Genomic DNA, 19,208 nt, shown 5'->3' on the forward strand with positions numbered 1-19,208 from the left:
GTCGGCGTGCTCGGCCGCGTCGGCGTGCTGGGGTCAGTAGACAAGGGACTTCTCCAGTCTCCGGATGAGGATCGAGGTCGGGTAGCTCGCGAGCAGGAAGATCACCCCGGCGAGGGTGATGGGCTCGAGGTACTGGAAGTTGCGGGCGCCGTACTGCTGCGCGGCGGTCACCATCTCCACCACCGTGATCGCGAACAGGAACGGGGTGTCCTTGAACAGGGAGATCGCGTAGTTGCCGAGCGCCGGGACCGTGTTGCGGATCGCCTGGGGCAGGACGACGGCGCGCCACGTGCGCCCCGCGGGGAGTGACAGCGCCCGGGCGGCCTCCCACTGCCCGGTCGGGACCGCGTCGATGCCCGCGCGGTACACCTCCGCCATGTAGGTCGCGTAGTGCACGCCGATCACGGCGATGCCGATCTGCAGCGCGGTGAACTGCGGCAGCAGGAAGTACGCGAACAACAGTTGGACGACGAGAGGGGTCAGGCGGATGAACTCGGTGACCAGGCGCAGGGGCACGGTGATCACGGCGGGCGCGGCGCGACGCACCATCGCGACGACCAGTCCCAGCACCGCGGCGATGAGGAAGCCGACGACGGTGGCCAGCAGGGTGATCCGGAACCCCTCCAGCAGGATCGGGATGCTCTCGATGGCGCGTTCCCAGCTCCAGTCGACGCTCATCGGCCCACCCCCACTGCCTCGTTGACCCGTTCGGGTCGCAGGCTGAGCACCTCACGGAGCGACGGCCCCGCCCCCAGGCGGGACTTCGCCCGGACCTCGAGGAGATTCATGAACAGGGTGAGGACGTACGCGATGACGAAGTAGAGGATCAGCCCGACGCCGAAGGCGAACACCGTGTCGCCGGTCACGCGGCGCAGCTCCCCGATGTGGAAGGTCAGGTCCTGCAGCAGGATGAAGCTGGCCAGCGCGCTCCCCTTGAGGAGCTGGACCAGGAGGTTGTTCAGCGGCGGGATCATCTGCACCCACGCCTGCGGGAAGACGACCTTGGACATGCGATGCCAGGGCGAGAAGTTCAGGGCGACCGCGGCCTCCTTCTGCGGGGTCGGGACGGCGGCCAGCGAGCCACGGACCACCTCGGCGGCGTACGCGCCGTAGTTGAGTCCCAGCGCCAGGATTCCGCAGAAGAGCGGATCGAGTTCGTAACCGAGCAGCGGCAGCACGAAGAACAGCCAGAACAGCTGCACCAGCAACGAGGTGCCCCGGAAGAACTCGACGATCGTCCTCGACACCCCGCGGATCACCATGAGGCGGGACCCGGCCGCCACGCCGAGGACCAGCGCCATGGCGAAGCCCAGCGCCGCACCGCCCAGTGTCAGATAGATGGTGGTGACGATGCCTTCCTGGAAGCGGGGCCACGCCTCCAGGAAGGCCTCGATGTTACTTTCCACGGTCGTTCGTCACCGGACTCCGTGCACCGTCACTCGCCGGCGCAGAGGTCGGCGGTCGTCAGCGAGGGGTCGGGGAGCTCCCCCTCGGTGAACCCGAACTCACCCACGATGGAGAGGTACTTCTCCGGATCGGAGGTGATCTTGGCCAGTTCCTCGTTGTAGGCGTCGAGGAGCTCCTGGTCGTCGGTGCGGAACACGGTACCGCCCGCGCCGACCTGCGGCTCACCGTTGATCTCCGCGACGAACGACTCGGTCACCTCGACGGGGGCGTCGGGGTTGTTGTTCTTCATCCAGTTCAGCGAGATGCCGGTCAGGGCGAAGACGTCGGCGCGCCCGGAGGTGACCGCGTCCATCCCGTCCTGGGGGGTCGCGACCTGCATGCTCTCGATACCCAGCTCGGAGGCGTAGTCGGACTCGATCGCCCCCGTCATCGTCGCGAGCCGCGCACCGCTCTCGGCGACGGACTGCATGTCCGTGAGGTTCATCGGGTTGCCCTCCTCGACCATGAGGGCGGTGGTGTAGTTGAACTCGGGCTCGCTGAACGCGGCCTGCTCGCAGCGCTCCGGGAGGATCGACATGCCCGCGCTGACCACGTCGAAGCGGTTGGCCTGGAGACCGGGGATGAGGGCACCGAAGTCCGCGTTCACGCCCTCGACGGTGTCGATGCCCAGATTCCCGAAGATCTCGCGGTGGAGGGCCACCGTGGCGCCGGTCAGCTCGCCGTTCTCCTCGAAGGAGTAGGGCGCCTCACCGGCGAAGCCGACCGTCACGCTGCCGCGGTCCTGCAGAGTCTCCAGCAGGCTCGAGTCGTCGTCGGAATTGGTTGATGTACAGCCCGTGAGCCCCAGGCCGACCACCGCGGCGGCGGCGATCACGCTCATCGGACGACGGCGTACGGATGTCCTCAACACTGATGGTGCCATGGTCTTCTCACCTTCCGGTCGCGGTCGGACACTGGGCGCACCCGGTGCCCGATCCTCTGCGCTCACCGGTACGTCCTTCCGACGCCCGACTTCAGCCTTTGAGTCTCCTTAACGTAACACGCGTCATATGACGCGCCGGGCGCTTTCGCGGTGCCCGGGTCCGGGCGGCGCGCTTATCCTGACGTCCATGACCACCGCCGAGACCCTGGACGAGGCGCTGCGCCGCGCCGCCGACGCCCCCACCCTCGTGGTGGCGTGCGACTACGACGGCACGCTCGCCCCGTTCGTCGACGACCCCACGAAGGCCGTGCCCGCCCCCGGTGCCGCGGACGCCCTGGCGAGACTGGCGGGGCTGCCCCGGACCACCGTCGCCCTGCTGTCCGGCCGTAACCGCGCGGCACTGGCGGAGGTGAGCGGCGCCGACGCCCCGGTGGTCCTGGTGGGCAGCCACGGGTCGGAGTGGGAGGGTGGTTTCGACTCCCCCCTCGACGACGACGAGGTGGCGCTGCTGTCCCGGGTGCGGTCCGCCCTCGAGGAGATCGTCTCCCGCACCCCCGGGGCGCACGTCGAGACCAAGCCGACGGCCGCCGTCCTGCACGTCCGCCCGGTGGCCGATCCCGCGGAGCGGGAACGTGCGCAGGCCGAGGCGATGGCCGGGCCGGCCGCACTCGACGGGGTGTTCGTCACCGAGGGCAAGAACGTCGTGGAGATCGCCGTGCGGGAGGCGAGCAAGGGCGCGGCCATCGAGACGATGGTCGAGCAGACCGGAGCGGAGGTGGCGCTGTTCATCGGCGACGACGTCACCGATGAGCGCGGCTTCGCGCGCCTGCGACCGCAGGACGTCGGCGTCAAGGTCGGCGAGGGCGAGACGGCGGCCGCGCACCGCGTCGCGGACATCCCCGCCGTCGTGGAGCTGCTCGACACTCTCGCCGATCTGCGGGGCTGACACCCCCGGATGTGCACGCTCGCCGCGTCGCGGATCTACACTTAACGACAACGGTTCCCATTACTACGAGAGTGGTCCACGCGATGTCGTCCTCCTCACCCGCCCGCACCTCCCCCGCCCGCACGCCCCGCGCGCTGGCCCTCGCCGCGGCCGCCCTCCTGGGCGGGGGCGTGCTCACCGCCTGCGGCACCGACGGCGACGCCGGCACGGGCGACGACGGGCCGACCGTCGTCGCCTCGACGACCGTCTACGCGGACATCGCCGAGCAGGTCGCCGGCGGCAACGCCTCGGTGGAGTCGGTGATCTCCGACCCGGCCGCCGACCCGCACTCCTACGAGGCCAGCCCTGCGGATGCCGCCGCGGTCGCGGGCGCCGACCTGGTCGTCTACAACGGTGCCGGTTACGACGCGTTCGTGGACATGGCCCTGGACAACGCCGGGGACGTCCCCGTCGTGCGGGGGGTCGACGAGTTCGAGCGGGTCACCGGTGCCTCCGTGGCCGAGGACGATCACGGTGACGAGGGCCACGGCGAGGACGGCCACGACGAGGACGCTCACGCCGACGAGGGGCCCGCCGGCGACCACAGCGGGCACGCACACGAGGACGGTGCCAACGAGCACGTGTGGTTCAGCCTGCCCACCGCCGCCGCCGTGGCCGAGCGGGTGGCCGAGGAACTCGCCGCGATCGACTCCGGCAACGCCGAGCAGTACCGCGACAACGCCCGCGCCTTCGCCGACGCCCTGACCCCGCTCGAGGCGCGGCTCGACGAGATCCACGACCGCGGCCACTTCCCCTACGCCCAGACCGAGCGGGTCGGCGCGCACCTGTTCGAGGCCGCGCACCTGACCGACCTGACGCCGCGCGGGTTCCTCGCCTCCGTCGAGGACGACACCGACCCGTCCGCCGCCGACCTCGCCGCCATGCTCGACCTGCTGGCCGAGCGACGGGTCGCGTTCCTGGCCTTCAACACCCAGACCGAGACCTCCGTGACCGCCCGCGTCCGCGACGCGGCCGAGGACGCCGACCTCGTCGTCGTCGACCTCACCGAGACCCTCCCCGAGGGCGCCGACTACATCGGCTGGATGACGGGGATCGTCGACGACCTCTCCGGCGCACTGGCCGACGCGACCCCGGTGGGCGACGGTGGCCACTGAACCCGGGTCGGGCCACGCCCGCGGCGCCCCCGGCCCCGGACCGGTCGTCGCGCTGCAGGGCGTGACGGTCTCCCGCGGCGGCCGCACCCTCATCCGCGACCTCGACCTGGAGATCGCCCCCGGCGAGTTCGTGGCCGTCCTCGGACCCAACGGCGCCGGCAAGACCACCCTGCTCAAGGTGCTGCTCGGCGAACACCGGCCCGACTCCGGCACCGTCCTCGTCGACGGTCGCGCCCCCGGCGACCGCGGCACCCACCTCGGCTACGTACCGCAACAGCGCGCCTTCGACCCCGGCATCACCCTGCGCGGACGCGACCTCGTGTCCCTCGGGATCGACGGCACCCGCTGGGGCCCCGGTTGGCCGTCACGGCGCGCCGGAAAGCGGCGCATCGTCGACGACGCCCTCACCAGGCTCGCGGCCGGAAAGCTCGCCGACAAGCCACTCGGCCGGATGTCCGGCGGCGAGCAACAACGCGTGCGGGTCGCCCAGGCCATCGCGTGCGACCCGTGCGTCATGCTCTGTGACGAACCGCTGCTCAGCCTCGACCTCACCGGTCAACGCACCGTCGCCTCCGTACTCGACCACCGACGCCGCGAGCACGACACCGCGGTCGTGTTCGTCACCCACGAGATCAACCCGGTGCTGCCGATGGTCGACCGGATCGTCTACCTGGTCGACGGCCGGCACCGCATCGGCACCCCGGACGAGGTCTTCACCACCGAGGTCATGTCCGAGCTGTACTCCTCCCCCGTCGAGGTCCTGCGCGTGCGCGGACAGATCATCGTGGTGGGCGACACCCAGCACCTCGTCGCAGAACCCTGGTCGAGCGGGCACCACCACCACGATGACGACGCCGCAGGCGGCCACGACCACGGACATGGAGCGCACTGATGGACCGACTGCTCGAGATCCTCGGGTCCATCGCCGACACCGAGACCACCGCGTACCTGCTGGAGCAGGACTTCGTGCTCTACGGCCTTGCCGCGATCGCACTGCTCGGCCTGCTCTCCGGTGCGATCGGGCCGTTCATCGTGATGCGGCAGATGTCGTTCTCCGTGCACGGCGCCAGCGAGCTCGCCCTCACCGGCGCAGCCGCCGCGCTGCTGTTCGGGCTCAACCTGGGGCTGGGCGCCGTCCTGGGGTCGGTGATCGCTGCACTGATGTTCGGTCTGATGGGCTCCCGGGCGTCCCAGCGCGACAGTTCGATCGGCGTGGTCATGGCGTTCGGACTCGGCCTGGCCGTGTTGTTCATCCATCTCTACCCCGGCCGCTCGGGGACGAGCTTCTCCCTGCTCACCGGGCAGATCGTGGGAGTGTCCGAGCACGGGCTGGTGCAGATGGCGGTGGTCGCGGCCATCATCGTGGGCGCGCTGATCGTGCTGTACCGGCCACTGGTGTTCTCGTCGGCCGACCCCGAGGTCGCCGAGGCGCGGGGCGTCCCGGTGCGGGCCATCAACATGGTCTTCGCCGTGCTCGTGGGGCTGGCCGCCGCGCAGGCCGTGCAGGTCGTCGGCGCACTGTTGGTCCTGTCCCTGCTCATCACGCCCGCCGCCGCCGCAGCCGCCGTCACCTCCAGCCCGCTGCGGGCGATCGGGCTGACGATCCTGTTCGCCGAGATCGCGGCCGTCGGGGGGATGCTGCTCTCCCTCGCGCCGGGCGTGCCGGTCTCGGTGTTCGTCACCACGATCTCGTTCGTCATCTACCTCTCGTGCCGCGGTGTCGCGGCGGTGCGGCGATGACCGGGGGTGCCGGGGGTGCCGGGGGTGCCGGGGCGGACGGTGCTGGGCCGGACGGTGCTGCCGGAGGGCACGACGATGCCGCCGAACTCGAGGCCATCCGGGCCACCTATCCAACCCTGAACTGGGACTCCGCCGAGCGGATCGACGAGGGCTGGGACCACGTCGTGATGATCTGCCGCGGGTGCTCCGGGGCGGATGCGCACGGCCACCGCGAACTGGTGTTCCGGTTCCCCGCCGACGACCAGGCCCTCGCGCAGCTGCCGACCGAGATCGCGGTCCTCGATCACCTGGCGGGACGCGTCGACGCCGCCCTCCCCCACTACTCTCACGTACCCGCGCACGGCCGCTTCGCCGGGTACCCGCTGGTGCGCGGGCAGCGCCTCACCCCGGAGCTGTTCGACAGCCTGCCCGCCACCGAGAGAACGACACTCGCCGCCCAACTCGGCGCGCTGCTGGCCGCGCTGCACATCCAGGACACCTCGGCGCCCCCGATCGACCGGGTGCCCCACTCCTACCAGCCGGAGAACCTGGACTTCGTCCGCGGGATCGTGCACAACAACCTGCCGGCGGTGTTCACCGACGCCGAGATGGCCACGGCCAGGGAGATCTGCGACGAGGTCGGGGCGCTGCAGTCCACCCTCCTACCGCGGGTGCTGCTGCACAACGACGTCTACGTCCGACACCTGTACTGGGACCGCGGTCAGGCGGCCGGGCAAGCGGCCGGCGGGCTCGGAGGGCCGGTGGGGTCAGTGGGCCCGGCAGGCTCGGCGGACCCGGCAGGCTCGGCGGACCCGGCAGGCTCGGCCTCATCGACTTCACCGACATGTGCCTGGGCGACCCGGCCGTCGACTTCGCCGAGCTGTACGAATACGGCCCGCGCTTCGTCGAGGACGTGCTGGCCCACTACACCGGGCGGGCCGACGAGACCTTCCTCGACCGGGCGTGGACCTACCAGCGGTTCGCCGCGCTCTACATGATCGCCGGCCACCTGTACTACGGGGTGGAGTCCTGGGAGCACGCCCGGTCGGCGTTCGACCGGTGCCGCTCCCCGCGCCGGCCGCGGGCCTGACACCCTCCGCGGGACGGTCCCTGCGCCCGACCTGCGCCCGCATCTACAGCCGCTCCCGCGCCTGGCGTCTCGCTCACGCGCCTGCTCGGCCAGCCCACAGCCGCTCGTCGGCATGGCGTCTCGCGCGCGCATCGGGGCAGGCCAGACGCCATGCCGGCGAGCGAACGTTCAGGCGCGTGTGCGAGACGCCAGGCGCGGTAGCGGATGCCGCGGACCAGCGCGCTGGCGGGCCGGGCGGACCAGCGGATGCCGCGGGCCGGGCGGGCCGGGCTCCCGCCTCGGCGGGTCAGCGCTTGACGCGCCGCTGCCGAGCGAACTCCGAGAGCACGACGCCCGCCGCCACCGAGGCGTTGAGGCTCTCGACCTCGGACGCGATCGGGATGGACAGGATCGAGTCGCAGTTCTCGCGGACGAGGCGGGACAGGCCCTTGCCCTCGGAGCCCACGACGATGACCGTGGGGCCGGTGCCGTCGTAGTCGTCCAGCGAGACGTCGCCCCCGGCGTCCAGGCCGACGAGCTGCGCGCCCTGCTTGGCCCAGTCGAGCAGGGTCCGGTTGAGGTTGGTCGCCTTGGCCACGGGCAGACGGGCCGCGGCGCCGGCCGAGGTGCGCCACGCCACCGCGGTGATGGACGCGCTGCGCCGCTCGGGGATCAGCACGCCGTGCCCACCGAAGGCCGCGACCGACCGGATGACGGCGCCGAGGTTGCGCGTGTCGGTGATGTTGTCGAGCGCCACCAGCAGGGCCGGCTTCGAGGAGTGCATGGCGCTCTGAATGAGGTCGTCCGGGTCGGCGTACTCGTAGGGAGGCACCTGGAGACCGATCCCCTGGTGCATGCCGTTGGAGGTCATCCGGTCGAGATCGTGGCGGGGCACCTCGAGGATCGAGATCCCCTTGTCGGCGGCGAACCGCACGGCCTCGGTGAGCCGCTCGTCGTTGTCGGCCCCCACCGCCACGAACAACGCCGTCGCCGGGACTCCGGCGCGCAGGCACTCCACGACCGGGTTGCGGCCCACCACGAGTTCGGGCCCGTCGGCCTTCTTCTGGGCGTACTGGCGGCGCTGCTGGGCACCGTCCGACTTGCGCGACGCGGCCTTGGCCTTGCGGTGCGCCGGGTGGTAGGTCCGGTCCTCGGCCTTGGGGGTGGCGCCGCGCGCCTCGAGCCCGCGACGGCGCTGGCCGCCGGAGCCGACGACCTGTCCCTTCTTGGTGCCGGATTTGCGGATCGCTCCGCGCCGGCTCGAATTGCCCGCCATGTCAGTCCTTCCGGTTGGCGAGCGACCACTTCTGGCCGTCCGCGGTGTCGGCCACCTCGATACCCGCCGCGACCAGTCGGTCACGGATGGCGTCGGCGGTGGCGAAGTCCTTGTTCGCCCGCGCGTCGGCGCGGGCCTCGAGTTCTGCGCGCACGAGGAGATCGAGTGCTGTCAACGCCGCGTCCTCCCCACCCCCGGCGGAGGTCCACTGCGGGTCCAACGGGTCGACGCCCAGCACCGCGGTCATCGCCCGCACGGACGATGCCGCCGCGAGCGCCGCGTCGAGATCCCCCGACGACAACGCGGTGTTGCCGGCGCGGACCCGGCCGTGGATCTCCGCCAGCGCGGCGGGGACCCCGAGATCGTCGTCCATCGCGGCGGCGAACGCGTCGGTCCACTCGCCGACCGGGACGTCGCCCCCCGGTGCCGTTCCCGACCCGATGGCCTCGTTCACCCGGTGCACGAGCGCCTCGATCCGGCGATAGGCCGCGGCCGCCTCCTGCAGTGCCTCGGGAGAGTATTCCAGCATCGACCGGTAATGCGCACTTCCGAGGTAATAGCGCAGTTCCACGGGGCGGACGGCGGTGAGGATGTTGGGCACGCTGAGCACGTTGCCCAGTGACTTGCTCATCTTCTCGCCGGCCATCGTCACCCAGCCGTTGTGCAGCCAGAAGCGGGCGAACCCGTCGCCGGCGGCGTGGGACTGGGCCGCCTCGTTCTCGTGGTGCGGGAACTGCAGGTCCAGCCCACCGCCGTGGATGTCGAAGGTGTGACCGAGGTACCAGGTGGCCATGGCCGAGCACTCGAGGTGCCACCCGGGCCTGCCGTCGCCCCACGGGGTGGGCCAGGCGGGCTCGCCGGGCTTGGCGGCCTTCCACAGGGCGAAGTCCCGCGTGTCGCGCTTACCGCGCAGGTCGGCGGACTCGCCCTGGTCGACCTCGTCGAGTCGGTGTCCGGACAGGTGCCCGTAGTCGCCCTCGGGCGCGGCCGACCAGGCGGCGACGTCGAAGTAGACGCTGCCCTCGGCCGGATACGCGAAACCCCGCTCGATGAGCCTCTCCATGTAGTCGATCATCTGGGTCACGTGCCCGGTCGCGCGTGGCTCGGTGGACGGCGGCAGCACGCCGAGCGCGTCGTAGGCGCGGGTGAACTCGCGCTCGTGGGTGGCCGCCCATTCCCACCACGGGCGCCCGTTCTCGGCGGCCTTGGTGAGGATCTTGTCGTCGATGTCGGTGACGTTGCGCACGAACGCCACGTCGTAGCCGCATCCGAGGAGCCAGCGGCGCAGGATGTCGAACGCGACGCCGGAGCGGACGTGGCCGATGTGCGGGACCGACTGGGGGGTGGCTCCACAGAGGTAGACGGACGCGTGCCCTTCCCGGACGGGGGTGAACTCCCTCAGGGAGCGGGCGGCGGTGTCGTACAGATGGAGCGTCACGGGTGCCGAGTCTACCGGTGTCGGGCCGTCAGGCCCGGTACACCAGTGCCGTGGCCACGGCGGAGACCCCCTCACCGCGGCCGGTGAAGCCCATGCCGTCGGTGGTGGTGGCGGAGACGGAGACCGGGGCGCCGATGATCTCGGACAATCGCTGCTCGGCCTCGGTACGGCGCGGCCCCATCTTGGGCCGGTTGCCCACCATCTGCACGGCGGCGTTGCCGATCACCCACCCGTGCTCGTCCAGCTCGGCCACCGCTTCCCGCAGCAGGCGCTCGCCCGAGACGTCGTCGTACTCGGGTCGTCCGGTGCCCACCAGCGCGCCGAGGTCGCCGAGGCCCGCCGCCGAGAGCAGGGCGTCGACCAGGGAGTGGGCGACCACGTCCCCGTCGGAGTGCCCCTCGCACCCGTTGTCCTCGGGGAAGTGCAGACACGCCATCATGCAGCGCTTTCCGGGCTCCACGCGGTGGGCGTCGGTGCCGATCCCCACGCGGGGGATGACGGGTCCGGTCACGGGTCCTCCTGGATTCGGCCCGCGGGGACGGGGGGCGCCGAGCCGGGACGGGATCCGGCGAGTTCCGTCAGCGCGCGGGCATGGTCGGTGGCGGTGGTGATCTTGAACGCGAGCGCGTCTCCCTCGACGGTCGCGACCCGTTGCCCGATCCGTTCGACCAGGCCGGCGTCGTCGGTGGCGATGTCCCCGGCCGCGTCATAGGCGGCGAGCAGGACGTCGGGAGCGAATCCCTGGGGTGTCTGGACGGCGCGCAGCCCGGAACGGTCGGGGGTGCCCACGACGTAGCCGTCGACGTCGACCTGTTTGACGGTGTCGACGACCGGGAGCACCGGCACCACGGCGACCTCGCCGGAGCGCACGGCCTCGACGACGCGCCGCGTCGGTGCGGCGGGGGTGAGGCACCGCGCCGCGTCGTGCACCAGCAGGACGTCGTACACCGCCGCGCCGGCATCACCGTGGGTGGCGGTCAGCGCCGCGAGCCCGTTGCGCACGGAGTCGGTGCGCTCCGCGCCGCCGGTGGCGACGACGACGAGGTGGTCATCGTTCCGGAGTCGGGCGAGCATCGACTCGGCTTCCCGGACGCGGTCCGACGGGACCACCACCACCACATCGTCGACGGCCCCCGAGTCCAGCAGGCCGGCGACGGCCCGCTCCAGCATCGTCCGGCCGTGGAGTTCGACGAAGGCCTTGGGCAGTCCCGCGCCGAGCCGGAGCCCGGAACCGGCCGCGGGAACGACGGCGGCCACCCTGCCCGTGGGGGCGGGGTGGCCGTCCGGACCGTGTCCGATCACTCCGACGGTCGCGTCACGCCGGTGCGGCGGAGCCCAGGACCTCGCCGAGGAGGGCGTCAGCGCGTTCCTCGTCCGAGCGCTCGGCGAGCGCGAGCTCGCCGACGAGCACCTGGCGCGCCTTGGCGAGCATGCGCTTCTCGCCCGCGGACAGGCCACGATCGAGATCGCGGCGCCAGAGGTCGCGCACGACCTCGGCGACCTTGTTGACGTCACCGGAGGCGAGTTTCTCGCCGTTGGCCTTGTACCGACGCGACCAGTTGGTGGGCTCCTCCGCGTGCTCGGTGCGCAGGACCTCGAAGACCTTGTCCAGGCCCGCCTGGTCCACCACGTCGCGAACGCCCACGTACTCGGCGTTCTCGGCCGGTACCTTCACCGTGAGGTCGCCCTGTGAAACCTTGAGGACGAGGTATTCCTTCTCGGTGCCCTTGACCGTCCGCATCTCGATCGCCTGGATGGTGGCGGCGCCGTGATGCGGGTAGACGACGGTGTCGCCGACCTTGAACTCCATGAGTGGCTTTCCCCTTTCGACCGCCCTATCTTAGCACGCCCTCAGTGCAGGCGTTTTCCGTTTGCGCAGGTCAGCAACGTGTACAGGCTGACGAGGGAATCCCACGGGTGCGAGGGGGCCACTCTGACGCCGGTCTGGACGGGCCGTGGACTACGATGAGACCGGCCTGAGAGACGACCATCCCCGAGGAGCCTGACGTGACTTCACCGAACACCGGCCTGCGCCGCACCGCGCTCGTAGTCCTGGCCGTGGGCGCCGCCCTCGGGGCGTCGGCCTGCAGCGCCGGCCAGGTCTCCCAGACCGCCAACCAGGTCGCCGCGGTCGACGGTGGACGGGGTTCCGCGGGCGACCTGCACGTCAACGACCTGCAGGTGGTCGTCCCCGAGAACGGTGGCGAGGCCCGCGTCGGATTCGTCGCCTCGTTCACCGGCTACGGCCTCGGCGAGGCCGTCTCCCTCGATCAGGTCGAGATCGACGGCACCCCGGTCCAGCTCGGCGAGACCCGGCCGCTGCAGCGTGGCTGCACGATCGTCGTCGACGCGACCGAAGGCGCAGAGCCCGCCCCCGCACCGGAGGGCGTCTGTGTCGAGCAGACCACCGCGACCCTCCCCTCGGCCGACGACCTCGACGTCGGGGTCTCCGTGCCCGCCACCGTGAGCTTCTCCAACGGCGACCGGATCGAGACCGAGGCCGCCGTCGTGGGCGAGCTCGTCGAGGCCGGCGAGTACACCCGTCCGACGGAGTACGCCGGCGAGTCCGAGGAGCACTGACACGTCCGCCCTCTCCGCCCGCTCGGCCGACGGTTCACCGGTCGACCCCGACATGCGGGCCGTCCTGCGGCGACTCGCCCCGGGCACCCCGCTGCGTGACGCACTCGACCGGATCCGCCGTAGCGGCACCGGGGGGCTCGTGGTGCTCGGTGACGATCCCGCCGTCCGGGCCATCTGCGACGGCGGTGTCGACCTCGACGTCGAGTTCGCACCCGCCCGACTGCGGGAACTGAGCAAAATGGACGGCGCCGTGGTGCTGTCCACCGATGGCTCCCGGATCACCCGCGCCAACGTCCACCTGGTCCCCGACCCGTCGCTGCCGGCCGTCGAGACGGGCACCCGTCATCGCGCCGCCGAGCGCACGGCGCTGCACACCGGCGTCCCCACGGTGGCCGTGTCGGCGTCGATGACCACGGTGACCGTCTACGCCGGCGGACTGGCCCGGGTGCTGGCCGACCCGGTGGTCCTGCTGGCCCGGGCCGACCAGACGGTCGCCACGATGGAGCGGCACGGCGCCCGCACCGCCCGTGCCCGCGCCCGGCTCGACCGGGCGGAGATGGGTGACTACGCCTCGGTGCGCGACGTCGTGACCATGGCCCAGCGCCTGCTCAGGCTCGAACGCCTGGGCGCCGAACTCGCCGAGCTCACGGTGGAGATGGGTGAATACGGGCGCCAGACAACCCTGCAGCTCGAGGAACTGCTCTCCGACACCCCCGATGAACTGTGGGGCCTGGTCGCGGACCACCTCCGCGTGGAGGCCGTCGACGGCGATGCACGCCCGATACCGACACCGGAGCAGGTCACCGCCGGGCTCGAGCGACTGGCCGCGTTGACCGACGCCGACCTGCTCCTGCCCGCGCCCGTCGCCCGCTGCCTGGGGCTACCGGCCGAGCCCGAGGACCTGGACGAGCACGTCACCGCCCGCGGACACCGCATGCTCGCGCACATCCCTCGCCTGCGGCCGGTGCAGATCACGGCGCTGGTCGAACGTTTCGGATCGGTGCCCGCACTGCTGGCGGCCGAGCAGTCGGACTTCGCCGACGTCGAGGGCGTCGGCGCGCTGTGGGCCCGCCACGTCCGGCAGCGCCTCACCGGCCTGGGCACCGGCTGACGACCACCGCGGCGCCCCATCGCTCGGCGCGGGCCCGGTCAGGACCCGGTCAGGATTCGGGGGCCTCGACCACGTTGAAGGTGGAGGCCGGGCTGAAGACGTTCCCGACCAGTGCGTACACCTGGTAGGCACCGACCTCGACTGGCGTCCGGTCCGACTCGGAACACGCGCCCTCGGCGGACCGTCGGCCGGTCCAGTCGATCTGACGCGGCTCCGGCTCATCGGGGCGCAGCTCGACCTGGTCCTCCTCGCGCGGCGTGGTGCAGTCGATGCTCGACCACACCTTGGAGTTGTCGTCGAGCCGGTAGACCTCGAACGACAGCGGCGCCTCCGACAGGTCCCGGTCGCACGTGGTGTCCGAGACGTTGACGATGTTGACGAAGAAGCGCACGTCGGAGCCCACGGGCACGTTGGGCTCGGCCGGCCACACGTCCAGACGGAGATCCTCGTCCGCGCACCGGCCCCGCGAGGCGCCTCCGTCGTCGTCCCGCTCGGTGGTCGCGGAGGTGGACGTCTCCGAGGTCTCGACGGCCCCGGTCGTGCCGTTCTCCCCGCCCGCGGCGGTCTCCTGGGTGTCGGTCCCGCTGTCGCGGGAGGCGAGGAACAGCGCGAGCACCACCACGACCACGGCGATGACGGCGACGACGACCGCGGCGACGCGGCGACGCACATAGACTTCGCGCGGTAGGGGGCCCTGGGGTTCCTGCACGGGTCCAACTCTAGAGCCGCGCGGGTGCCCCACCTGCCCGTCGGCGCGGCGTGTCCCTCAGACCGGGTGGCCGCCGGGCCGCCGGGCCGCCGGAGGGCGTCAGATGGCGACCATCTCCTCACCGGGGCCGTGGGGGACGTCCTCGACCTCGCCCAGGACGCTGCGCAGGTAGGCGCGGCCGTCGGAGAGCTTGTAGGTCACGCCGACGATCGCGAGTTCGCCGTTGTCGATCCGCTCGCTGATGATCTTGGAACGCTGCTCGAGCAGCTCACCCGTCTCGAGCACGTGGCGCGCCTCGAAGTCGTCGATACTGCTGAGCCCCTCGCGACGCCCGTTGAGGATCGACGGCGACACCTTCTCCACCACGTCGCGCAGGAAGCCCGGCGGGATCTCACCGGTCGCGAGCGCGTCCACGGTCGCCTTGACCGCGCCGCAGCTGTCGTGCCCGAGGACCACGATCAGCGGCGTGTCCAGCACGTGGACGGCGTACTCGATCGACCCCAGCACGGCGGTGTCGATGATGTGACCGGCCGTGCGGATGACGAACAGGTCACCGAGCCCCTGATCGAAGATGATCTCGGCCGCCACCCGGGAGTCCGAGCACCCGAACAGGACCGCCTTGGGGTGCTGCGCGGCGACGAGCTGCTCACGTCGCTGGGTATTCTGGCTGGGATGACGCATCTCGCAATCGACGAAGCGGTGGTTGCCGTCGCGGAGCGAGGCCCATGCGCTGATCGGGTTGGTATGAGGCATGGCTCATATTGTGCACCGCCGACCCCGAAAGACGGACGTTGACCTCCCTCGACACACCCGCGCTCCTCTCCTGGTTCGACCGCGTCGGCCGCCCGCTGCCGTGGCGCGGTGACGGGGTCGGCGCATGGGAGATCCTGCTCTGCGAGGTCATGAGCCAGCAGACCCCCGTTGCCCGGGTCGAGCCCGTCTGGCGGGCCTGGCTCGACCGCTGGCCCGGCCCCGCCGAACTCGCCGCCGCCGCCCCGGCCGACGTGATCCGCATGTGGGGCAAACTCGGCTATCCACGCCGCGCGTTGCGGCTCCGCGAGTGCGCCCTCGCCGTCGTCGACCTCCACGACGGCCGGGTCCCCCACGACGTCGACCAGCTGCTCGCGCTGCCGGGCGTCGGCGACTACACCGCGCGCGCGGTCGCCTGCTTCGCCTACGGGCGGCGAGTCCCCGTGGTCGACACCAACGTCCGCCGGGTCGTCGCACGCGCCGTGCGCGGCGTCGCGGAGGCGGGGCCCCCGTCGACGCGACGCGACCTGGCCGCCGTCGAGGCGCTGCTGCCGGACGACCGCGAGCGAGCCGTGGCGTTCTCCGTGGCCGTCATGGAGCTCGGTGCGCTGGTGTGCACGGCCCGGGCCCCCCGCTGCGACGACTGCCCCCTCGCCCCCACCTGCGTGTGGCTGGCCGCGGGCCGACCCGAGTGGGACGGCCCGCGGCGCAAGGTGCAGACGTTCGCCGGCACCGACCGGCAGGTGCGGGGGCTGCTGCTGGACGTCCTGCGCGACGGCGACAGTACCGCCGCCCGCAGCGCCCTGGACGCGGTGTGGCCCGACGCGACCCAGCGCGACCGGGCACTGGACTCGCTGCTCGGCGACGGGCTCGTCGTCCGCGTCGGCGAGCACTACTCACTTCCCGCGTAGGCCCGCCTGGGTAGGCTCGGCCCATGGCCGTCGTGAAGATCAATGCCCTGAACGTCCCGCCGCAGGCCGGCGCCGAGCTCGAGCGCCGCTTCTCCGAGCGGGCGCACACCGTCGAGAACTCGCCCGGATTCCTCGGTTTCCAGCTGCTGCGCCCCACCGGCGGCGAGACCCGCTACTTCGTGGTGACCACCTGGGAGGACGAGGAGTCCTTTGCCGCGTGGCGCGACGGGGACGCCCGGGCCGCCCACGCCGGCGAGCACGGCAAGCCCGTCGCCGAGGGCGCGAACCTGCTGGAGTTCGACGTCGTGATGGACGTCAAGCCCTCCGCCTGACACCCTCCGCCTGACACCCTCCGCCTGACACAGCCGCCCCGTTCCCGAGCGGGGAGAACGAGAACGACCCCCGCCTCGTGGCGGGGGTCGTTCTCTGCGTCAGCCGCTCGGGCTCTGCGTCAGCCGCTCGGGGCGGACCGGCACCGGATCAGGTGGTGGCGGGAGCCGCCCCGCCGCCGGAACCCGAGGGCCCGCCGGTGGAGCCGCCACCGAAGCCACCGGAGGTCGGCGGCAGCGAGTCACCCGGGCCGGCCTCGCCGGTGGGAGCGACACTCGCCGTGATCGCCTCGCCCTCGCGGTCCGCGGGGGCGTCGGGACGCGGGGCGCCCGAGAAGGTGAACTTCGCGTCCTCGGTCTTGTCGGACTCACCGTCCCAGCCCTCGACGTCGACCGTGACCAGCTCGCCGGCCGCGACCTCGCCGAAGAGGATCTTCTCCGAGAGCGTGTCCTCGATCTCGCGCTGGATGGTGCGACGCAGCGGCCGCGCACCCAGGACCGGGTCGAAGCCCCGCTTGGCCAGCAGCTGCTTGGCCCGATCGGTGACCTCGATGGTCATGTCCTTGGCCTTGAGCGCCACGCCCACACGGCTGACCATGAGGTCGACCATCTGGACGATCTGCTCCTGCGTGAGCTGGTGGAACACGACGATCTCGTCGATACGGTTGAGGAACTCCGGGCGGAAGTGCTTCTTCAGCTCGTCGTTGACCTTCTGCTTCATCCGCTCGTAGGCGTCCTCGGTGTTGTCGGAGGACTGGAAGCCCATCCCGACGGCCTTGGAGATGTCCCTGGTCCCGAGGTTCGAGGTGAAGATCAGCACGGTGTTCTTGAAGTCCACCATGCGTCCCTGACCGTCGGTGAGACGGCCGTCCTCCAGCACCTGGAGAAGGGTGTTGTAGATCTCGGAGTGGGCCTTCTCGATCTCGTCGAACAGGACCACCGAGAACGGCTTGCGCCGCACCTTCTCCGTGAGCTGGCCACCCTCCTCGTAACCGACGTACCCGGGGGGCGCGCCGAAGAGCCGCGAGGCGGTGAAGCGGTCGTGGTACTCACCCATGTCGATCTGGATGAGCGCGTCGTCCTCGCCGAACAGGAAGTTCGCCAGGGCCTTGGACAGCTCCGTCTTACCGACACCGGACGGGCCGGCGAAGATGAACGAGCCCGAGGGACGCTTGGGATCCTTGAGCCCCGCACGCGTGCGGCGGATCGCCCGCGAGACCGCCTTGATGGCGTCCTCCTGGCCGATGATCCGCTTGTGCAGTTCGTCCTCCATGCGGAGCAGACGGGTGGTCTCCTCCTCGGTGAGCTTGAAGACGGGGATACCGGTCCAGTTGCCCAGGATCTCGGCGATCTGCTCCTCGTCGACCACGGCGGCCACGTCCATGTCGCCCGCGCGCCACTGCTTCTCGCGCTCGGCACGCTCGGCGATGAGCTTCTTCTCCGTGTCCCGCAGCCCGGCGGCCTTCTCGAAGTCCTGCGCGTCGATCGCGGACTCCTTCTCACGGCGCGCGTCGGCGATCTTCTCGTCGAACTCGCGCAGGTCCGGCGGAGCGGTCATCCGCTTGATGCGCATGCGGGCACCGGCCTCGTCGATGAGGTCGATGGCCTTGTCCGGCAGGAACCGGTCGTTGATGTAGCGATCCGCCAGCTGGGCCGCCGCGGCCAGGGCCGAATCGGTGATGGTGACCCGGTGGTGGGCCTCGTAGCGGTCCCGGAGCCCCTTGAGGATCTCGATGGACAGCTCGACGCTCGGCTCGGGCACCTGCACCGGCTGGAAACGACGCTCGAGCGCCGCGTCCTTCTCGATGTGCTTGCGGTACTCCTCGAGCGTGGTGGCACCGATGGTCTGCAGCTCACCGCGGGCCAGCTTGGGCTTGAGGATCGACGCCGCGTCGATCGCGCCCTCGGCGGCACCGGCCCCGACGAGGGTGTGGATCTCGTCGATGAACAGGATGATGTCGCCGCGCTGGTTGATCTCCTTGAGGACCTTCTTCAGGCGTTCCTCGAAGTCACCGCGGTAACGGGACCCGGCCACGAGCGAGCCCAGGTCAAGCGAGTACAGCTGCTTGTCCTTGAGGGTCTCGGGGACCTCGTTGTTGACGATAGCCTGCGCCAGGCCCTCGACGACGGCGGTCTTGCCCACGCCGGGCTCACCGATGAGCACCGGGTTGTTCTTGGTGCGCCGGGAGAGCACCTGCATGATGCGCTCCACCTCCTTGGCGCGACCGACGACCGGGTCGAGCTTGCCCTCCATGGCGGCCTGGGTGAGGTTGCGACCGAACTGGTCCAGGACCGTCGACGACGACGGGGTCCCGGCCTCGCGGCCACCGGAGCCGGCGGGCGTGCCCGAGGCCTCGGCCTCCTTGCCCTGGTACCCGGACAGCAGCTGGATGACCTGCTGGCGCACCCGTGTGAGGTCCGCGCCGAGCTTGACCAGCACCTGGGCGGCGACGCCCTCGCCCTCACGGATGAGGCCGAGCAGGATGTGCTCTGTGCCGATGTAGTTGTGGCCGAGCTGCAGCGCCTCGCGCAGGCTCAGCTCCAGGACCTTCTTGGCCCGCGGCGTGAACGGGATGTGCCCGCTGGGCGCCTGCTGGCCCTGGCCGATGATCTCCTCGACCTGACTCCGCACCGCTTCCAGCGAGATCCCGAGGGACTCGAGGGCCTTGGCGGCCACTCCCTCGCCCTCATGGATGAGACCCAGCAGGATGTGCTCGGTGCCGATGTAATTGTGGTTGAGCATCCTGGCCTCTTCCTGGGCCAGGACGACGACGCGACGCGCGCGGTCGGTAAACCGTTCGAACATCGTGCTACCTCACATTCCTCGGTTTTTCACCACTGTAGTGGCCGGTTCTGACGCTCTGCACCGCAGGAGCAGCACGAGGCC

20 protein-coding genes and 1 pseudogene are annotated in these 19,208 nt (G+C 71.2%); 10 read left to right on the forward strand and 11 right to left on the reverse strand.

The window, feature by feature from the left end:
- Window positions 1-33: 33 nt before the first annotated feature.
- Genes ehuD through ehuB form a run of 3 tightly spaced genes read right to left on the reverse strand, consistent with a single transcriptional unit; the run spans window position 34 to window position 2,287 of the window.
- Entirely contained in the window at window positions 34-678 is a 645-nt protein-coding gene (gene ehuD, locus CK206_RS07930; RefSeq protein ID WP_069388849.1) for an ectoine/hydroxyectoine ABC transporter permease subunit EhuD, read from the reverse strand.
- Window positions 675-1,406, reverse strand: a complete 732-nt coding sequence (gene ehuC, locus CK206_RS07935; RefSeq protein ID WP_067711660.1) for an ectoine/hydroxyectoine ABC transporter permease subunit EhuC — start codon at window positions 1,404-1,406, stop codon at window positions 675-677. Before ehuC ends, ehuD begins: the two co-directional genes overlap by 4 nt.
- Before the next feature lie 29 nt (window positions 1,407-1,435).
- Window positions 1,436-2,287 carry an ectoine/hydroxyectoine ABC transporter substrate-binding protein EhuB gene (gene ehuB, locus CK206_RS07940; protein WP_216824123.1) on the reverse strand — a complete coding sequence of 284 codons (852 nt, stop codon included), beginning with the start codon at window positions 2,285-2,287 and terminating at the stop codon, window positions 1,436-1,438.
- A 229-nt stretch (window positions 2,288-2,516) separates the two neighbouring features.
- Here ehuB and otsB point away from each other — a divergent pair, with 229 nt between their 5' ends.
- The 6 genes and pseudogenes from otsB (at window position 2,517) to CK206_RS20735 (ending at window position 7,238) form a co-directional block, all read left to right on the forward strand.
- On the forward strand, window positions 2,517-3,275 hold the full coding sequence (otsB, locus tag CK206_RS07945; protein ID WP_096906091.1) for a trehalose-phosphatase: 759 nt from the start codon (window positions 2,517-2,519) through the stop codon (window positions 3,273-3,275).
- Between the two features lie 83 nt (window positions 3,276-3,358).
- The gene (locus tag CK206_RS07950; RefSeq protein WP_096906092.1) at window positions 3,359-4,429 is read left to right on the forward strand and encodes a metal ABC transporter solute-binding protein, Zn/Mn family; all 1,071 of its coding nucleotides are present in this window, start codon (window positions 3,359-3,361) and stop codon (window positions 4,427-4,429) included.
- Entirely contained in the window at window positions 4,419-5,321 is a 903-nt protein-coding gene (locus CK206_RS07955) for a metal ABC transporter ATP-binding protein (RefSeq protein ID WP_096906093.1), read from the forward strand. The genes CK206_RS07950 and CK206_RS07955 overlap by 11 nt, the downstream gene beginning before the upstream one ends.
- The gene (locus CK206_RS07960; protein WP_096906094.1) at window positions 5,321-6,169 is read left to right on the forward strand and encodes a metal ABC transporter permease; all 849 of its coding nucleotides are present in this window, start codon (window positions 5,321-5,323) and stop codon (window positions 6,167-6,169) included. Before CK206_RS07955 ends, CK206_RS07960 begins: the two co-directional genes overlap by 1 nt.
- A 167-nt stretch (window positions 6,170-6,336) precedes the next feature.
- Window positions 6,337-6,801, forward strand: a pseudogene (locus CK206_RS20730) (phosphotransferase); the annotation flags it as partial.
- Between the two features lie 191 nt (window positions 6,802-6,992).
- Window positions 6,993-7,238: a hypothetical protein gene (locus CK206_RS20735; protein WP_371606851.1), complete on the forward strand. Its 246-nt coding sequence runs from the start codon at window positions 6,993-6,995 to the stop codon at window positions 7,236-7,238.
- A gap of 286 nt (window positions 7,239-7,524) precedes the next feature.
- Here the strand turns inward: CK206_RS20735 and rlmB are convergent, their stop codons facing one another.
- The 5 genes from rlmB to CK206_RS07990 are packed head-to-tail and all read right to left on the reverse strand — an operon-like array spanning window position 7,525 to window position 11,741.
- The gene (gene rlmB / locus CK206_RS07970) at window positions 7,525-8,493 is read right to left on the reverse strand and encodes a 23S rRNA (guanosine(2251)-2'-O)-methyltransferase RlmB (RefSeq protein ID WP_069390413.1); all 969 of its coding nucleotides are present in this window, start codon (window positions 8,491-8,493) and stop codon (window positions 7,525-7,527) included.
- A gap of 1 nt (window position 8,494) precedes the next feature.
- A complete protein-coding gene (gene cysS / locus CK206_RS07975; protein ID WP_096906095.1) occupies window positions 8,495-9,931 on the reverse strand; it encodes a cysteine--tRNA ligase in 1,437 nt (478 codons plus the stop codon).
- A 28-nt stretch (window positions 9,932-9,959) separates the two neighbouring features.
- Window positions 9,960-10,442, reverse strand: a complete 483-nt coding sequence (gene ispF / locus CK206_RS07980; protein ID WP_069390411.1) for a 2-C-methyl-D-erythritol 2,4-cyclodiphosphate synthase — start codon at window positions 10,440-10,442, stop codon at window positions 9,960-9,962.
- Window positions 10,439-11,230, reverse strand: a complete 792-nt coding sequence (gene ispD, locus CK206_RS07985) for a 2-C-methyl-D-erythritol 4-phosphate cytidylyltransferase (protein WP_235027740.1) — start codon at window positions 11,228-11,230, stop codon at window positions 10,439-10,441. Before ispD ends, ispF begins: the two co-directional genes overlap by 4 nt.
- A gap of 16 nt (window positions 11,231-11,246) precedes the next feature.
- Window positions 11,247-11,741: a CarD family transcriptional regulator gene (locus tag CK206_RS07990; protein ID WP_067711635.1), complete on the reverse strand. Its 495-nt coding sequence runs from the start codon at window positions 11,739-11,741 to the stop codon at window positions 11,247-11,249.
- A 197-nt stretch (window positions 11,742-11,938) separates the two neighbouring features.
- Here CK206_RS07990 and CK206_RS07995 point away from each other — a divergent pair, with 197 nt between their 5' ends.
- On the forward strand, window positions 11,939-12,511 hold the full coding sequence (locus CK206_RS07995; protein ID WP_067711632.1) for a hypothetical protein: 573 nt from the start codon (window positions 11,939-11,941) through the stop codon (window positions 12,509-12,511).
- A 52-nt stretch (window positions 12,512-12,563) separates the two neighbouring features.
- Window positions 12,564-13,622 carry a DNA integrity scanning diadenylate cyclase DisA gene (gene disA, locus CK206_RS08000; protein WP_067711629.1) on the forward strand — a complete coding sequence of 353 codons (1,059 nt, stop codon included), beginning with the start codon at window positions 12,564-12,566 and terminating at the stop codon, window positions 13,620-13,622.
- Window positions 13,623-13,671: 49 nt separating this feature from the next.
- On the opposite strand, the gene CK206_RS08005 is transcribed toward disA, so the two are convergent.
- Together CK206_RS08005 and CK206_RS08010 are read right to left on the reverse strand one after the other, a co-directional pair.
- Window positions 13,672-14,331 (reverse strand): hypothetical protein, encoded by a 660-nt coding sequence (locus CK206_RS08005; protein WP_067711627.1) that lies wholly within the window; start codon window positions 14,329-14,331, stop codon window positions 13,672-13,674.
- Window positions 14,332-14,430: 99 nt separating this feature from the next.
- Complete coding sequence (locus CK206_RS08010) at window positions 14,431-15,084, reverse strand: carbonic anhydrase (RefSeq protein WP_069390409.1); 654 nt, start codon at window positions 15,082-15,084, stop codon at window positions 14,431-14,433.
- Window positions 15,085-15,122: 38 nt separating this feature from the next.
- On the opposite strand from CK206_RS08010, the gene CK206_RS08015 reads away from it, so the two are divergent.
- Window positions 15,123-15,992 (forward strand): A/G-specific adenine glycosylase, encoded by an 870-nt coding sequence (locus CK206_RS08015; protein ID WP_096906096.1) that lies wholly within the window; start codon window positions 15,123-15,125, stop codon window positions 15,990-15,992.
- Between the two features lie 23 nt (window positions 15,993-16,015).
- On the forward strand, window positions 16,016-16,324 hold the full coding sequence (locus CK206_RS08020) for an antibiotic biosynthesis monooxygenase (RefSeq protein WP_067711618.1): 309 nt from the start codon (window positions 16,016-16,018) through the stop codon (window positions 16,322-16,324).
- A 148-nt stretch (window positions 16,325-16,472) separates the two neighbouring features.
- On the opposite strand, the gene CK206_RS08025 is transcribed toward CK206_RS08020, so the two are convergent.
- Entirely contained in the window at window positions 16,473-19,127 is a 2,655-nt protein-coding gene (locus tag CK206_RS08025) for an ATP-dependent Clp protease ATP-binding subunit (protein WP_096906097.1), read from the reverse strand.
- Between the last annotated feature and the right edge of the window lie 81 nt (window positions 19,128-19,208).

The sequence above is a fragment of the Dietzia sp. WMMA184 genome, from assembly GCF_002441635.1.
Lineage (GTDB): Bacteria > Actinomycetota > Actinomycetes > Mycobacteriales > Mycobacteriaceae > Dietzia > Dietzia kunjamensis.

What these genes read in the sequence shown, in the direction of transcription:
- otsB (WP_096906091.1), top strand. Translation starts at nt 2,517, where the DNA reads ATGACCACCGCCGAGACCCTGGACGAGGCGCTGCGCCGCGCCGCCGAC.
- ehuB (WP_216824123.1), bottom strand. Translation starts at nt 2,287, where the DNA reads ATGAGCGTGATCGCCGCCGCCGCGGTGGTCGGCCTGGGGCTCACGGGC.
- ehuD (WP_069388849.1), bottom strand. Translation starts at nt 678, where the DNA reads ATGAGCGTCGACTGGAGCTGGGAACGCGCCATCGAGAGCATCCCGATC.
- CK206_RS08020 (WP_067711618.1), top strand. Translation starts at nt 16,016, where the DNA reads ATGGCCGTCGTGAAGATCAATGCCCTGAACGTCCCGCCGCAGGCCGGC.
- CK206_RS07950 (WP_096906092.1), top strand. Translation starts at nt 3,359, where the DNA reads ATGTCGTCCTCCTCACCCGCCCGCACCTCCCCCGCCCGCACGCCCCGC.
- CK206_RS08025 (WP_096906097.1), bottom strand. Translation starts at nt 19,127, where the DNA reads ATGTTCGAACGGTTTACCGACCGCGCGCGTCGCGTCGTCGTCCTGGCC.
- disA (WP_067711629.1), top strand. Translation starts at nt 12,564, where the DNA reads ATGCGGGCCGTCCTGCGGCGACTCGCCCCGGGCACCCCGCTGCGTGAC.
- rlmB (WP_069390413.1), bottom strand. Translation starts at nt 8,493, where the DNA reads ATGGCGGGCAATTCGAGCCGGCGCGGAGCGATCCGCAAATCCGGCACC.
- CK206_RS07960 (WP_096906094.1), top strand. Translation starts at nt 5,321, where the DNA reads ATGGACCGACTGCTCGAGATCCTCGGGTCCATCGCCGACACCGAGACC.
- CK206_RS08010 (WP_069390409.1), bottom strand. Translation starts at nt 15,084, where the DNA reads ATGCCTCATACCAACCCGATCAGCGCATGGGCCTCGCTCCGCGACGGC.
- CK206_RS20735 (WP_371606851.1), top strand. Translation starts at nt 6,993, where the DNA reads ATGTGCCTGGGCGACCCGGCCGTCGACTTCGCCGAGCTGTACGAATAC.
- CK206_RS07990 (WP_067711635.1), bottom strand. Translation starts at nt 11,741, where the DNA reads ATGGAGTTCAAGGTCGGCGACACCGTCGTCTACCCGCATCACGGCGCC.